This window comes from Lachnoclostridium phytofermentans ISDg, assembly GCF_000018685.1.
In the GTDB taxonomy this organism is placed as follows: domain Bacteria; phylum Bacillota; class Clostridia; order Lachnospirales; family Lachnospiraceae; genus Lachnoclostridium; species Lachnoclostridium phytofermentans.
Window position 1 is genome coordinate 586645 of sequence record NC_010001.1, and the last position, 16000, is coordinate 602644.

Genomic DNA, 16000 nt, shown 5'->3' on the forward strand with positions numbered 1-16000 from the left:
AAAAACGCTTTCACAGGGTGGTTTGTGTTTCACACAAAATTGGCAGACTTTTGAAGAATGGAGATTATTATGGGAAAATTAATTCTTTGTGCAGGAAGAACAGCCGAGAAACCATATTGTTTCAAGCTAACAGGTACTCCCGTCTATACGATTGAAGAGCTATGCTACTATATCTATCATAATTTGGAATCTGTTAGTGAGGAACTATTTAACCAAGAGTTAATTGACTTTATTGGGGAGGATTTAGGACTTAAGGAGAGGGCGAACTTCCTAGAAGAATTACTAAGAAAGAAGTCAGGGATTAAGGATCTAGTCGTTAGTATTCTTTGTAGCTGTGACCTATATGATAAAACTGAAATTAATCAATTATTAGCGGAAATTGATATTTTATTTCGATTAACCCCTATACAAAGGAAAAAAAGACAAGCGGATTTTTGCTTATCCCATCATAAGTATAAAGAGGCAATGAAAGAGTACTTGGCAATTCTTAATAGCAGGGAGTTTACGGATTTAACCAGTGAGGAATATGGAGATATCCTACATAATATGGGGGTATTAGAAGCGAGAACAGGGGCTTTTACGGTAGCCGCAGATAAGTTTCGTGGGGCTTACGAGCGTAATCACAATGAAAAATCACTAAAGCAATATCTTTATGCGTTAAAGTGCAGTAAACAGGAGACTTTGTATGAAAGAGAAGTCAAAATTCTTGTAGGTAATCGTGAATTGCTAATGCAAATGGAGGAGGAGCTTTATCATGCGTGGGATGCATCAGAATATACAGGCCTTTATGCAGAGGTAGTTAGGCTCTCAGAATTAAAAGAAAACGGAAAATACACAGAGTTCTATGAACGTTTAAATGAACTTGTAAAGCAGTTAAAAATAGAATATCGCAAGGATAGCATATAGAAAAGAGGAATGGTATGGGTTTATTTTCATCTCGAAAGAAGAATAAAGAAGACAAACGTATAAATAACACAGACTTTGTTCAAATGTCAGTGGAGGAGGCACTAGAAAAACTTTCTGGCTCTTCCGTGGCTCAAACTCCATTTAACATTGAGGAGGAGAATCTTTCTTTTTTAGAGAAGAAGAGAAGGAAAAAAGAGCAAGCGAAAAATAAGAAAAGCAATAATGTAGAAGGAAAAGGCATAAATCCATATCAAGGGGAAATTAAAGAGGAAAACATTAACGATGTAATTAAGGGGCATAAAAGCCAGATACTTGAGTTGACTGCTCAGTTGGAAGAAACGAAACAGGAATATGAAGCAGTAACCTCATATCTATCTGATATACAAAAAATTGAGCAAATTCCGGATGGCCAAAAAAAGCCTTATTTGGACGCTGCAAATAAAATTATAAATTTTGAAAAAGAAAGAAAAAAATATTTAAATATAGATCGTAAGCTATCAGAAGCTCAGTTTGCGGAGATGAATAGACTAGAAGATGATATTAAAAGGGAGCTTCCAAAGCTAAAGGATCAAGAGCATTATCAACAGCTTATTAAAGAAGATTTACGTCAGCTTGAAGGAGAAAAAGGTGTATTAAATTACGATAGAGAGCAGGCAATATCGAAGGTAAAATTTTTAAAACAATTAGCAATCGGGGGATTTGTAATGATTCTATTATTATTTGCTGGATTGTTTTTATTGGATAATGCAGTAGAGGCGGATTTGTCATTACCAATTCTTATGACTGTTTTTTTGGGAGTGATTTTAGTTGCATATATTATCTATGATACAAGAAGATGTTCCTACAAGCAAAAGATGGCGGAACTTAAGCTAAATCGTGCGGTTTCATTAATTAATAAAGTGAAGCTTAAGTATGTAAATTGTACAGCGATGCTTGACTATTCCTATGAGAAATATCATACCACTGGACATCAGGAACTTATGGCTAGGTACCAGTTGTTTTTAAAAGAGAGAGAAGAATTAGAGCGATTAGAACAAAATACCGAGTTGTTAGGTTATTACCAAGAAGAGCTAGTGATAGAACTTAGAAAACATGGGATTGACGATGCAGAAGTCTGGGGATATCAAGCAGAAGCCTTACTTGATAAAAAAGAAATGGTTGAGGTTCGACACCGCTTAAACGGTCGTAGACAAAAGCTTCGTGAGCATATTGATTTATGTGCTAAACAATTGGATTTAGTACGTAATTCACTGGAGGGTATCCGTACAAGAAATCCGGAATATGAAAGTGAAATGGTGTAGGGGATAAGATTTATTAAAAATGAAATAATATAGTAGTAAAATTTTTAGAATAGTAAGTATAGTAAATGATTTAGTGATGAAATAATTAACATTAAATAAGAACTTATGAAAGAAAATTAAAAGAACTTATAAAAGGTAGTAAGTACCTTCTATAAGTTCTTTTTGTTGGTATTTATAGGTGCAGCTTGCATCAGCATATTCTTATGATAAGTGAATTGGTTTTCCAATTCACTTATTTAAGTAGTCATAGACTGTGAGATTGTTCTACTAGTTTGATTAGTCTGTGAGCTTGTTCTAATAGTTGGATTAGATGCAGTTGCTTGATTAACTTTCGAGTTGTTTGGAACATAGTTCATAATAGCAGTATTTGATAATTGGTAGATAAGAGTTGCCATCTCATTACTTTTAATATTATAGTCGCATTGAATCCAATGTTGAATTACACTTAGACTTCCCATGATTACGTAATTATAAATATATTCTGATATGTCAGGAGGGCAGTTTAGCATGACAGCAGCTTTTAGGTGAGCTAATATATCCTTCATGAATTTAGTCTGGAAGGATAGGTTTTCCTGTGGACGAAGTAAGGTATTAAATATCATAGAGTTATCTTTTATATAATCTAAAAATGTGATTAGATAGGGAAGTGAATCTTGATTAGAGTCCACTTTCCCAAGAAATATTTTTGCATTATCTAATACTTCATTCTCTAATTCAGCCAACAACGAAACAGGATCAGTATAGTAAAGATAGAAGGTAGAACGATTAATTCCTGCATTTTCGCAGAGTTCTTTTATTGTGATTTTTTCTACTGGTTTTTCATGCATTATTTGGATAAGGCTATTCTTTAATAGCATTTTTGACAACTTCACTCTTTGGTTATTTTTCTCTGCCATGTAGGAATCCTCCATACAATAAAAATAATTTCTGCTCGCAATACGACATATGAAACGTGTTTGTCGAGCTAACAACAGATGAAGCTAAACTGATGGTTGTTAATCCAACACAGTGTAGATATGATAAAGGTAAGAAAATAGAAAAACTTGCTAATTAATTCTATGTTATTCATGATAGTAGAAATAGATGGAACTGTCAACGGGGATAACAAACCCTATTTAAAGTTCGAGAAGCTCTTTTTCTTTAATACACGTGCCAGAGCACGCAGAAAGGAGTTACTATGAGAAAGACGAGAATCTTATTAACAGGGGCTACTGGAACCATGGGATATTCCGTTCTTAAAGAATTGGTTAATGAACTAGATAAATTTGAGCTTATACTTCTGGTTCGTGATACGGATAATAAGAAAGAGTTAATTCAGCCCTACAAAAAGTTAAGTGGTGTAACTATATATTGGGGAGACCTAACAAATTATAAGGATGTATTTGAATGTGTGAGGCATGCAGATATCATCCTACATGTTGCAGCCTTTGTTTCACCTGCTGCAGACTATTATCCGTTACTTGCTATGAAAACGAACTATGGCTCTACTAAAAATATTTTAACTGCAATACGAGAGCAAGGTCGGATGGAGAAAGTAAAACTTGTGTATATAGGCACGGTTGCAGAGACGGGGGATCGAATACCGCCAATTCATTGGGGAAGAGTAGGGGATCCGATAAAGCCAAGTATCTTTGATTACTATGCGGTATCTAAGGTAGCAGCAGAACGTATTGTAATTGAGTCAGGATTAACATACTGGGTTAGCCTTAGGCAAACTGGGATTATGGGGCCAGCAATGAGTAAGATAAATGACCCAATCTTATTTCATAATGGGCTTGATAATGTTTTGGAGTATGTATCCGATCGTGATTCTGGGAGATTACTACGAAATCTTTGTTCGCTGGATTACGAAGAGGAATTAAGTCCAGAGTTTTGGAATCACATTTACAATATTGGTGGTGGTGAGAGCTGCCGTGTTGATACCTACTCAATGTTTGAAGATATATTCGGCGCTATCGGAATCAAGGATTTAGACTATGTGATTAGCCCAAGATGGTTTGCTACAAAGAACTTTCACGGACAATATTATTTGGATTCAGATAAGCTTGAGGAATTTCTTCATTTTCGTCAAGATTCCATGCAGTATTTTTATGAAGAGTATATTAAGAATTTAGGAGTAACTGCTTCTTTATCAAAGGTCATCTGTAAGATTCCAGGTGGTCAGAAGATAATGGGAAGTATCTTAAAAAAAGTATTTCTTAAGATGGCAAGAACAGAACATGGAACGGTACATTTTGTAGAAAATAATATGGAGAATCAGATTTCTGCTTATTGGGGGAGTAAGGATAAGTGGAAGCAGTTACCAACATCGATTCATGACCTTGAAAGACCAAAGGATTGGAACCGAGTAATTGTATTAGATCATGGATATGAGGAAGAAAAACCAGAAAACAAGCTAGATCTTAGCGATATAAAAGAAGCTGCTGTCTTTCGTGGTGGTAAAGTAAATTCTATAAGCATGCAAGTAGGAGACTTAAGAACACCGCTTACACTTACATGCGCTTTTGGGCATACTTTTGAGGCAAGTCCTAGACTTATTTTAGAAGGTGGTCATTGGTGTCCTGTGTGTGAAAGAGAAAGCTGGAATTATGGAAGGAGGGCAAAGATAGATCCGTTCTTTGCTCAAGTGTGGGATCCGCTTCATGAGGGTGAGGCGTCATTTATGGAGTATAAAAAAGAAGTGAATGAGCTTATGGTTTAAAACCAAATACCCAGTAGAATATCACTCAAAAGAGACGTGATTGTTCTACTGGGTTTCTGCTTTAGCTTTTAAGGGGATCGGATTATTATGTCCCTTTATTTATTTTATTCAATAGATTTATAACACCAATACCAATCCTTACATTCTAAACCTTCACCCGTTGGATTGCTTTCTCTTTCTACCAATTGTTCATATGTGGCAGGAGCAGGAACCATAGCTGGTTCGCCAGGTTGCCAACACGCAGGTGTAACGACATTGAATTCATCTGTAGTCTGAAGTGCTTGTAATAGACGAAGAATTTCAGAGATACAACGTCCATTGGTGAGAGGGTAGATTAAGATTGCCCGAATTATTTGTTTAGGATCGATAAAAAATACGTTACGTACAGTTTGAGTGGTACTTACATCGGGAGCGAGCATTCCGTATAAACGTGCAATATCACCGGAACGATCCGCTATTACCGGGAATGGAACCTGGACTCCGGTATTTAGGTAAATGCTATTCACCCAAGCAAGATGCGAGGGATTACTATCAATACTAAGCCCAACCAGATTAGCATTTAGTTTATCAAATTCTGGAGCATTCTGGGCGAATGCGAGAAATTCAGAAGTGCAAACAGGTGTAAAATCTCCAGGATGTGAAAACAAAACAACCCAACGCCCTTTAAAATCGGACATTTTTAACGGTCCAAAAGTAGTAACAGCTGTGAAATCTGGTGCAGTCATACCGATACTAAGATGATTAATTTCCAAGGAAGTGCCTCCAAAGAATAGCTTATCAGTAATATGATATGCAGGGGAGGGGAAGCCGTTACTAGAAGATTTGACATTAATTTACATTAGGGCTATTATGATTATAATAGTAATATTTCCGTAATTTGATTGTGTTTATTATTTGATTAGGCTTCTAACAAAAAAACAAATAATATTAATTTTAGAAAGGAATCAAAATAATGCCCTTTTTTGAATGGAAACAAGAGCTTTATAGTATTCTGTGTCTTATAGTAAACCCAATAGTCTGCTGTACTATTTTCTTTTTGGTTCGCCCTAAAAGAATCTGGTTTTCACCATTAGTAATATTATGTGTTTTCTGGATAATAACTGCAATTTTCTTTCCATATTTAATTAAGGATTTATTCGGAACAGACTACGATTTTACTACAATATATTGGCTTATATTCTTTAGCCCTTTTCAAATTGTCTCAGCTTTATTTTTTACTGGGATTACATATATTATTATCAAAATGCGAAGTAGATGAAGCCGCTATAAATACGTTTTTCGATATTCCCGTGGTGTTGTATTTACAAGCTGTAAAAACACGCGATTAAATGAACGCTGTGTTGCAAATCCGCATTCATAAGCTATTTCGGTGATGGACTTTTCTGTATTTTGTAATAAATGTTTTGCATAGTTAACTCTCAACTCCATCACATAATGAGTTAAGGTACAATGAACTCGTTCAGAAAACAACCGTGATACATAGGAAGGATTAAAACCTAAATGAGAAGCTAGATCCTCCAGAGAAAACTGCTCTAAGTAATGCTCGTCAACATACAGTAATATGGATGGAAGGATATCTTCATAAGTGGAAGTTGCTTTTTCTGTGAAGGTCGTATTTTTTAGGATAAGTGAGAAAATAACGGAGAGGTAGCTTATCATGAGTTCTTGATTTCGATCATTTTCCCATTCCTCTAATAGCATCCTAACAAAGGGTGTTATTTTTTTTGTTTGGTCCATTTGTAGAAATGGAGTAGTAAACTCTTTTTGAAAATAAGGCTTAAACAGTGGAAGTGTACTTGGAGACAGAATACAGAGAATGTATTCACAGTATTCCTTAGTTTCATACGAATGTATTGTATTTGGTAATGCTATCATTATGTCAGATTCTTCTAGAAGTAAGGTCTGCCCATTACAGGTTGCTTCAACAACTCCTTTTTGACAAATAAGAATCTCGATTTCTTTATGTAGATGAGGAGGAAAGGTCATATTAGTACCTTGATATAAATTAAAAGTTCGTGACTTATTTTCATAAAACAGCTTCACTGTAGGTCCTCCATGTATCGTCGTTCACGTAAAATAGCTCTATTATTCATTCCTCATGAAGCGTCATTGATTATTCATGATAAGGAAAAGTTGGCGAAGTAAACTTTATTTTTCATTATACATAAAAAGTTTAGGAGTTACAATATCTTATAGGTAAAAATATGACTACTTTATCTAAGCTATTTTCTTTTCATCAATACCTTTCATTGCTATACTAAGAATTATCAAAGGTGCCAATGTATTTTTCATTGGAAAGTAAAGCAACTATCATTATTAATGCACGAAAGTGCAGAAAATGAGATATCTTGATTTGTAGGATACAGAAGGGAGTTATGATGAAAAAAGTATTAATGGTTCAAGGTGGATGGGACGGACATGAACCGGTGTTAGTAAGCCAGGTATTTCAGAAAATGTTAGAAAAGGAAGGTTCTTCGGTAGAAGTACATGATACACTGGAATGCCTTTCGGATGCTGAGAAGTTAAAAAGTTATGACTTGATTGTTCCAATTTGGACGATGGGAACAATTCCATCAAATTATGTACATAATGTGTCAGTTGCAGTTGCTTCTGGTACAGGACTTGCAGGATGTCATGGAGGGATGTGTGATGCGTTCCGTAATGAAGTAGAGTGGCAGTTTATGACGGGTGCTCAGTGGGTAGCTCATCCAGGGAATGATGGAGTAGAGTATATGGTACATGTGTCAAATGATGACTACTTTACGAAAGGACTTTCTGATTTTAAAGTTTGTTCCGAACAATATTATATTCATATTGATCCTGCAATCAAAATTTATGCGACTACCACATTTCCTGTTGTGGATGGACCACATGCTTCCAATGGGAATGTAGAAATTCCTGTTGTATATACCAAGATGTGGGGAGAAGGAAAAGTATTCTATACATCACTCGGACATCATGCAGATATTTTTGACATTCCTGAAGCGTATGAGATTATGAGACGTGGATTTCTTTATGCAGTGAGATAATAATACAAAATTAAGATTAATACAAACTTTTGCCTATAGAATGTAAGCTCAGAAAAACTTATAAGAATTGGGGGATCTCATGGAGAAAGTTAATGTTGCAGTTATTGGATGCGGTAACATTAGTGATATTTATATGCAAAATATCACTAATCTATTTGTGAATTTAAATCTTTATGCAGTTTGTGACTTAGAGGTAGAGAAAGCGAAGGCAGCAGCAGAAAAATTTCAGATAGAGAATGTGCTAACCTATGATGAAATAATGCAATCACCAGAAATAACGGTTATTTTAAATCTAACCACACCAAAGAGCCATTACTCCATATGTAAAGATGCGTTATTAGCAGGAAAACATGTCTATGTGGAAAAACCTCTTTCCTTAAAATTAGAAGAAGGAAAGGAGTTAGTTTCCTTAGCGAAAGAAAAGAAACGTTTGCTTGGTTGTGCACCAGATACCTTTTTAGGAGCAGGTATTCAAACTTGTATTAAAGCAATTAACGATGGCTACATAGGAGAGGTGATAGGAGCTACTGCTTTTATGATGTGCCATGGCCATGAAAGCTGGCATCCAGATCCAGAATTTTATTATCAAATAGGTGGTGGTCCGATGTTTGATATGGGACCTTACTATTTGACAGCTCTTGTTTCTATGATAGGACCGGTAAAAGAAGTTGTCGGAATGAATTCGATTTCGTTTCCAACAAGAACAATTACCAGTGAGAAAAAGTTTGGAGAGATAGTTCCAGTAGAAGTTCCAACCCATGTCACCGGATTGCTTCGATTTGAAAATGGAGCCATTGGTAATATAATTACAAGCTTTGATGTTTGGGGTTCAACGTTGCCAAGAATAGAGGTTTATGGTACCAGAGGAAGCTTGATAGTACCTGATCCGAATTGTTTTGACGGAGAAGTTCTTATCAAACAGTATTTTTCAAAATCCTTTGAAGCTTTTCCGTTAAGCAGTATCTATAATATGAATAGCCGTGGAGCAGGATTATCAGAGATGGCAAATTGTATAATAAATCAGACAGATAACAACCGTGCCAGTGGAGAATTAGCATGCCACGTTTTAGAAATTATGCATGCATTGCATACTAGTCAAGAGACAAAATCTTTTGTAGAGTTATCGACATGCTGTGAATCTCCAAGGCCATTGGAAATGAATTTGATTAAGGGAAGTATATCATAGTGGCAACGAGGTTATGAGCAAATAGCGTTAGCGGATTGCGAATATCCGCTTTGACATAATGAGCCTAATGGTTAGGATTCAAAGTAAAGTATCAAAAAGCAAGATATCAAAAAGCAAGATATCAAAAAGCAAGATATCAAAAAGCAAGATATCAAAAAGCAAGATATCAAAAAGCAAGATATCAAAAAGCAAGATATTATAAAGCAAGATATAATAGAGTACGTTATTGAATAATATATGAATAAAAAGATAGAGTTAAAAGGGAGAATTTTGATAGGATTTATGGAGAATCTACCTTTTAACTCTTTTCTTATTGGCTTGCTTTTTGATTCAGATACAAGTTATAATAAGCCTATAATTATAAATGTAGTTATAGGGATTTAAAGAGAAAAAGAAGCGTAGGATTTTACTAATTGAACAAGGATTCTTCAATTAGCACTTTACGCTGGTAACCTAAGATATTATGAAAAAGATTAAGATACTTTTAACATGTTGATTAATATGTATGCATACACACATAGATTGGAGTTATTATGAAAGTAACCTATATTTATCACAGCTGCTTTACAGTGGAAGAAAAGGATGTTGTATTAATATTTGACTATTTTAAAGGGGACTTACCTAAGTTTGATAGCGAAAAGAAAATATATGTTTTTTCCAGTCATAAGCATGCGGATCATTTCAGTAGAATAATATTTGACCTTGTGAAAGGTTATAAGAATATTTCATTTTTGTTATCCAATGATATAAAAATGAATGAAAAATACATGGAGCGGGTTCAAATTCCAGAAGAAGCAAGAGATAAAATACAAAATTTACGTAAGAATGAAACTTATCAAATAACAGAAGATCTGAAGGTTGAAACATTAACCTCTACGGATCAAGGAGTAGCTTTTGTGGTTACCTTATTTGGCAAGACAATTTACTTTGCAGGCGATTTAAATTGGTGGACCTGGAAAGGAGAAACGGAAGAAGAATATCAGGATATGACAAAGCGATTCCTCACAGAAATTGAAAAATTAAAGGGTCGTCATCTTGATTTGGCATTTTTACCGCTGGATGGTAGACAGGAAGAGAGATTTTATCTTGGATTTGACCATGTTATGCGGGAAGCTGAAGTTATCAATGCATTTCCAATGCATTACTGGGAAAAACCAGATGTAATACAGAGACTAAAGGAAATGGAAGTTTCGAAAGATTATCGAGATAGGATTTTCGATGTAATGGAACCAGGGCAAGTGTTTGAGTGTTAACAGATCAATACATGTAATCTTTCTATATCAATTAGATTTATCAGGTAAGTCTAAAGTAGGTTTAAATTTTCCAAAGAATAATAAAACTGATTTTAAGATTGAACGTCACAAAATTAATATACCTACACTTAAATGGGTTAGACTTAAAGAATTTGGATATATCAAGGCCAATGCAAACGTCATTAGTGGTACGGTCACAGAACAAGCAGGAAAATATTATATCTCAATTGTTTGTGAAATAGAAGAAGTTAAGAACTCCTTGCCTAAAGCAGAGCCATTAGGACTAGATTTAGGAATAAAAGCTTTTGTCATTTTTAGTAATGAAATAGTTAAGAAGAACATCAATAAGACTTCAAGAGTAAAGAAATTAGAAAAGAAGTTAAAACGTGAACAAGTAAGGCTTTCAAGGAAATATGAATGTCTTAAAAAACAAAATAAAATTGGAAAAGGAGAAACCACTAGACAGAATATTCATAAGCAAATAGTCAGAGTACAAAGACTTCATCAAAGATTAGCGAACATTCGCACTGATTACATTAATAAATGTGTGTCTGAAATAGTTGGACAAAAACCAAGTTCAATAACTATTGAAGATTTGAATGTAAAAGGAATGATGAAAAATCGCCACTTATCAAAAGCAGTTGCTGGGCAAAAGTTTTATAAGTTCAGAACAAAAATTACCAACAAGTGTAAACAAAACGATATTGAACTTAGAATAGTAGATAGATGGTATCCATCTTCTAAGCTCTGCTCATGTTGTGGAAATGTCAAAAAAGACTTAAAACTTTCTGACAGAATTTATGTTTGTAAAGAGTGTGGTTTAGTAATTGATAGGGATTTACAAGCTAGTATTAATCTTAGAGAAGCAAAAACTTACAAGATAGCATAATTACTGTAAGTATGTACCCAAGGCTATTTGGGGAATTTACGCCCTCGGAGTGTTATAGCAAATGAGAGTAGTGTATTATAACCAATCACCAAATCAGACACGTTAAACAGGGAATAATCTCGATATGGGTAGATTTGTCCATATTTTGAGTGGCAGATAAGGATTATATGAATTTCAAATTTGCACATAATAATTTTAACGTATTAAATTTAGAAAAATCACTAACATTTTATGAGGAAGCACTAGGATTAAAGGAAGTTAAAAGACATGAATCGAAAGACTTTACTTTAGTTTATCTAGGAGATGGAAGTACTACACATTGCCTTGAGTTAACTTACCTTCATGATCGTACGGAAGCTTATAACTTGGGAGAAAATGAATTCCATTTGGCATTTGTTGTAGATGATTACGAAGCAGCTTTAAAGAAGCATAAAGAAATGGACTGTGTGATTTATGAAAACGAAGCAATGCGCATTTACTTTATTGTAGATCCTGATGGTTATTGGTTAGAGGTTGTTCCAGGAAAATAATAGTTATTTCCATCTATTCTCGAAGTAGACTATGCTTTTATATTTCTCATCATGTTAATCACTATTCGAAAGTGAAAATTTATACAATGGATTCCCACTTGCAGTAATGAATCAAGGATTTTCTTGTTCAATAAAGTGTTATAGCAACTGAGATTACACATGATGAAGATAATTAAAAGTTAAATGGAGTATAGCAATGAAAAAAATATTGGAGTTATTATTTCCATAATGATATTGTGTACTGCAGGTTATGTTATACAACGGAATAATAGAGCACATGAAGATATTGAAGTTATTCATATGGAAGTTGATAGGGTAGTTTATCATAATTTAACAGAATTGATGAATGCTTCAGATTTGGTAGTCATAGGTGAGTATTGTCAGGATACAGAACAATTAATAGAATATTCTTTTAGTAATGAATTTAATAAGAATGTTATTACCGATATGATCTCTACAATTTCATATCGGTAGGAAAAGTATTAAAAGGGAATACGAGTGGCAATACTATTAAAATATCACAGCGATATGGTATCGATGAAAATCAAGATAAGTTGATTACATTTAGTGATATGACACCAATGAACAAAGGTGAACAATGGATTTTCTTTTTGTCATATGATGAAATAAATGAAACATATTGGTGCACCGGTGATTATACTGGAAGACATCCTGTTCCAAATGAAAAGATCATTTCTATTTGTGATGATGCTTCTTCGTTAATCAAGGAACGAAATGAAATCTTAAATACAAAAGAAAGAATTTCTGATTCTCAACTAGAAAGTAGTAATGAGTATGTCTATACTGATTTGAATGGGATAAATTATTGTTTGCAGACAAATGAAGAAGCAGAAAAAGTAATTTCTATGGATAACAAGATATTAGCATGTAAAAATAAATTAAAAGCTTCTAATTTTGGATTATTTAGACAAAATCTAATTAACATTGAATTATATTGTGATATACTAAACGAGCTTAATGTTCATTAGAATATAAAATGAAAAAGCCTTGACAATTTTTAAAAGTTTGCATATGATAAGAAATATAAAAATATAGGATAAATGTAGTGATGGAGAGGATTACATAAGTAACCTTGTCAGAGATAACAATCCATTGGCTGTGAGGTTGTTTCAAGTAGTGCTTATCGAAGGTAGCTCCGGAACAGTGTTTCTGAAACTTTAAGTAGCGTGTAGGAAATGCCGGGAAGTCCCGTTATAGACGAGCGTTTTATATGAAATGCGAAAAAGGTGAATATTAGAAAAATTCTTACTGTCACAATTGGCGACAAGATAAGAAATGTTTCTTTTCACAAATTAAGGTGGTACCACGGTTCTTCGTCCTTATCGGCGAGGGACCTTTTTTTGTGCAATTGAAAAGTTTTGTTAGTTGAATTTTTTCACAAGAAACCACCAAAGGATACTTTTAGAGTAACTTTATGAACAACTAAATATTGAGTTTAATCTATTTATTAGAAAATTCAGTTTAATTTTTTAAGATAAGAAAGGAGATTCTTATGCAGAAAGAGTTAGCAAAGACCTATGATCCTAAGGACATAGAAGGCAGATTGTATGAGAAATGGCTGGAGAAAAAATATTTCCATGCCGAAGTTGATAAGACCAAAAAACCATTTACGATTGTGATTCCACCACCAAACATTACTGGACAGCTTCACATGGGTCATGCACTAGATAATACGATGCAAGATATCTTAATTCGTTTTAAGAGAATGCAAGGATTTAATGCACTTTGGCAACCAGGTACAGACCATGCTTCCATTGCAACAGAAGTAAAAATTATCGAGGCTTTAAAGAAGGAAGGCATCGATAAAGACCAGCTTGGCCGTGAAGGCTTCTTAAAGAGAGCATGGGAATGGAAAGACGAATACGGCGGACGTATCATCGGACAGCTTAAAAAACTTGGTTCCTCCTGTGACTGGGATAGAGAAAGATTTACAATGGACGAAGGCTGCTCCAAAGCAGTTGAGGAAGTATTCGTAAAGATGTATGAAAAGGGAATGATTTATAAAGGTTCCCGTATTATCAACTGGTGTCCAGTTTGTCATACTTCTATTTCTGATGCTGAGGTTGAGTATGAAGATCAGGCAGGACATTTCTGGCATATTAAATATCCAGTAGTAGGTACTGACGAATATCTTTGTTTTGCAACCACTAGACCTGAAACTATGCTTGGTGATACCGCAGTTGCAGTTCATCCAGAAGATGGGCGCTACATGCACCTTATTGGCAAGAAGGTAAAGCTTCCTTTTGTTGACCGTGAGATTCCAATCATCGGAGATAGCTATGTTGAGAAGGATTTCGGAACAGGCGTTGTTAAGATTACACCAGCACATGACCCAAATGACTTCGAGGTTGGTAAGAGAAATAACCTTCCAGAAATCAATATCATGAATGATGATGCTACGATTAATGCAAATGGTGGCAAGTTTGAAGGTATGGATCGCTATGCAGCAAGAAAGCAAATTGTAAAAGAATTAGACGAGATGGGCTTACTTGTGAAAGTAGAGGATTATTCTCATAATGTAGGTACTCATGATCGTTGTAACACAACCATAGAGCCATTAATCAAGCAGCAGTGGTTTGTTAAGATGGATGAATTAATTAAGCCAGCAGTAGAGGCTGTAAAGAATAAAGATATCGAATTAGTTCCAGAACGTATGGAAAAAGTATACTTTAACTGGACTGACAATATTCGTGACTGGTGTATCAGCCGTCAGTTATGGTGGGGACATCGTATTCCAGCTTATTATTGTGATAAGTGTGGTAAGGTTGTTGTTTCTAAGACAACTCCAACCACTTGTGAATGTGGCCATGACCACTTTACACAGGACCCAGATACTCTTGATACTTGGTTTAGTTCTGCGTTATGGCCATTTTCAACCCTTGGCTGGCCTGAAAAAACAGAAGATTTAGAGTATTTCTATCCAACTGATGTCTTAGTAACTGGTTACGACATTATCTTCTTCTGGGTTATCCGTATGATTTTCTCAGGATACGAGCAAATGAACGAAAAGCCATTTAAAACTGTATTATTCCATGGTTTAGTTCGTGACTCTCAAGGTAGAAAGATGAGTAAATCTCTTGGAAATGGTATTGATCCATTAGAGATTATCGAACAGTATGGTGCAGATGCGCTTCGTTTTATGTTAATCACTGGAAATGCAACTGGTAATGATATGCGTTTCTATATGGAACGTGTGGAAGCAGCAAGAAACTTTGCTAATAAGGTATGGAATGCTTCCCGTTTCATCATGATGAATATGCAACAGATGGAAGAAGCAGGAATGGATGCTAAGGTTGATTCTGTGGATATGTCTACTTTAACGGATGCTGATAAGTGGATTATTTCTAAGGTAAATACATTAACGAAGGATGTAACAGAACATCTTGAAAAGTTTGATCTTGGTATTGCGGCACAGAAAGTTTACGATTTCATTTGGGAAGAGTTCTGTGACTGGTATATTGAGATGGTAAAACCAAGATTATATGGTGATGATCAAGCAACAAAGACTGCAGCAATCTATACATTAAGAACTGTATTAGATTCTGCACTTAAATTACTTCATCCTTACATGCCATTTATTACAGAGGAAATCTTCTGTACTTTAAAGGAAATGGAAGGAAGACTCTCCGCGGATGAGTCCGTCATGATTTCCAAGTGGCCAGAGTATAAAGAAGAATTTAACTTTGCTAAGGAAGAGGAAGCTGTTGAGATTATCAAGGAGGCTGTTAAGGCAATTCGTAATGCTCGTACAGAGATGAATGTACCACCAAGCAGAAAAGCTAAGGTAATCGTAGTTTCTGATAGCGAGAAGGTTAGAGAAATCTTTGCTAACAGTAAAGTATTCTTTGCTTCCTTAGGCTATGCAAGTGAAATCGTTATCCAAAGCGATAAGAATGGAATTGATTCTGATGCGGTTTCGATTGTTACTGCAACAGCTACTATTTATATTCCGTTTGCTGATCTTGTTGATATTGAGAAGGAAATCGAGCGTCTTAGCAAAGAAAAAGACCGTTTAGCTGGTGAGTTAAAGCGTGTTAATGGTATGCTTGCTAATCCAAACTTCGTAAGCAAAGCGCCAGAAGCGAAATTAGCGGAGGAAAGAGCGAAGTTGGAGAAATATGCTTCCATGATGGCTCAGGTAGAGGAGCGTTTAGCTCATTTTAAGAAATAATATTTCCCCTTTA

General features: G+C 34.9%; 13 protein-coding genes, 1 pseudogene and 1 other annotated feature. Of the genes and pseudogenes, 11 read left to right on the forward strand and 3 right to left on the reverse strand.

What is annotated here, in order from left to right:
• Positions 1–69: 69 nt before the first annotated feature.
• Both CPHY_RS02535 and CPHY_RS02540 read left to right on the forward strand, forming a co-directional pair.
• Positions 70–906 carry a hypothetical protein gene (locus CPHY_RS02535; protein ID WP_012198490.1) on the forward strand — a complete coding sequence of 279 codons (837 nt, stop codon included), beginning with the start codon at positions 70–72 and terminating at the stop codon, positions 904–906.
• Positions 907–920: 14 nt separating this feature from the next.
• Positions 921–2207, forward strand: coding sequence for a hypothetical protein (locus CPHY_RS02540; protein ID WP_012198491.1), 1287 nt, complete (start codon positions 921–923; stop codon positions 2205–2207).
• 236 nt (positions 2208–2443) lie between these two features.
• Here the strand turns inward: CPHY_RS02540 and CPHY_RS02545 are convergent, their stop codons facing one another.
• On the reverse strand, positions 2444–3103 hold the full coding sequence (locus CPHY_RS02545; RefSeq protein WP_012198492.1) for a TetR/AcrR family transcriptional regulator: 660 nt from the start codon (positions 3101–3103) through the stop codon (positions 2444–2446).
• 281 nt (positions 3104–3384) lie between these two features.
• Here CPHY_RS02545 and CPHY_RS02550 point away from each other — a divergent pair, with 281 nt between their 5' ends.
• Entirely contained in the window at positions 3385–4908 is a 1524-nt protein-coding gene (locus CPHY_RS02550; RefSeq protein WP_012198493.1) for an NAD-dependent epimerase/dehydratase family protein, read from the forward strand.
• Positions 4909–5012: 104 nt separating this feature from the next.
• Here CPHY_RS02550 and CPHY_RS02555 read toward each other — a convergent pair whose 3' ends face one another.
• Both CPHY_RS02555 and CPHY_RS02565 read right to left on the reverse strand, forming a co-directional pair.
• Positions 5013–5660 (reverse strand): peroxiredoxin, encoded by a 648-nt coding sequence (locus CPHY_RS02555; RefSeq protein WP_012198494.1) that lies wholly within the window; start codon positions 5658–5660, stop codon positions 5013–5015.
• Between the two features lie 511 nt (positions 5661–6171).
• On the reverse strand, positions 6172–6951 hold the full coding sequence (locus CPHY_RS02565; protein WP_012198495.1) for an AraC family transcriptional regulator: 780 nt from the start codon (positions 6949–6951) through the stop codon (positions 6172–6174).
• 332 nt (positions 6952–7283) lie between these two features.
• Here CPHY_RS02565 and CPHY_RS02570 point away from each other — a divergent pair, with 332 nt between their 5' ends.
• The 8 genes and pseudogenes from CPHY_RS02570 (at position 7284) to CPHY_RS02605 (ending at position 15987) form a co-directional block, all read left to right on the forward strand.
• Positions 7284–7937, forward strand: a complete 654-nt coding sequence (locus tag CPHY_RS02570) for a ThuA domain-containing protein (protein ID WP_198301330.1) — start codon at positions 7284–7286, stop codon at positions 7935–7937.
• 79 nt (positions 7938–8016) lie between these two features.
• Entirely contained in the window at positions 8017–9123 is a 1107-nt protein-coding gene (locus tag CPHY_RS02575; RefSeq protein WP_012198497.1) for a Gfo/Idh/MocA family protein, read from the forward strand.
• Positions 9124–9656: 533 nt separating this feature from the next.
• Complete coding sequence (locus tag CPHY_RS02580; protein WP_012198498.1) at positions 9657–10376, forward strand: MBL fold metallo-hydrolase; 720 nt, start codon at positions 9657–9659, stop codon at positions 10374–10376.
• Positions 10377–10419: 43 nt separating this feature from the next.
• Positions 10420–11265 (forward strand): annotated as a pseudogene (locus tag CPHY_RS02585) (RNA-guided endonuclease InsQ/TnpB family protein); the annotation flags it as partial.
• Positions 11266–11432: 167 nt separating this feature from the next.
• Positions 11433–11795, forward strand: coding sequence for a VOC family protein (locus CPHY_RS02590; RefSeq protein WP_012198500.1), 363 nt, complete (start codon positions 11433–11435; stop codon positions 11793–11795).
• 228 nt (positions 11796–12023) lie between these two features.
• Positions 12024–12269 (forward strand): hypothetical protein, encoded by a 246-nt coding sequence (locus tag CPHY_RS02595; RefSeq protein WP_157668642.1) that lies wholly within the window; start codon positions 12024–12026, stop codon positions 12267–12269.
• A gap of 80 nt (positions 12270–12349) precedes the next feature.
• Entirely contained in the window at positions 12350–12784 is a 435-nt protein-coding gene (locus tag CPHY_RS02600) for a hypothetical protein (RefSeq protein ID WP_041703115.1), read from the forward strand.
• 68 nt (positions 12785–12852) lie between these two features.
• Positions 12853–13140 (forward strand) — a binding site (T-box leader).
• A gap of 168 nt (positions 13141–13308) precedes the next feature.
• Complete coding sequence (locus tag CPHY_RS02605; RefSeq protein ID WP_012198503.1) at positions 13309–15987, forward strand: valine--tRNA ligase; 2679 nt, start codon at positions 13309–13311, stop codon at positions 15985–15987.
• The last annotated feature ends 13 nt before the right edge of the window (positions 15988–16000 follow it).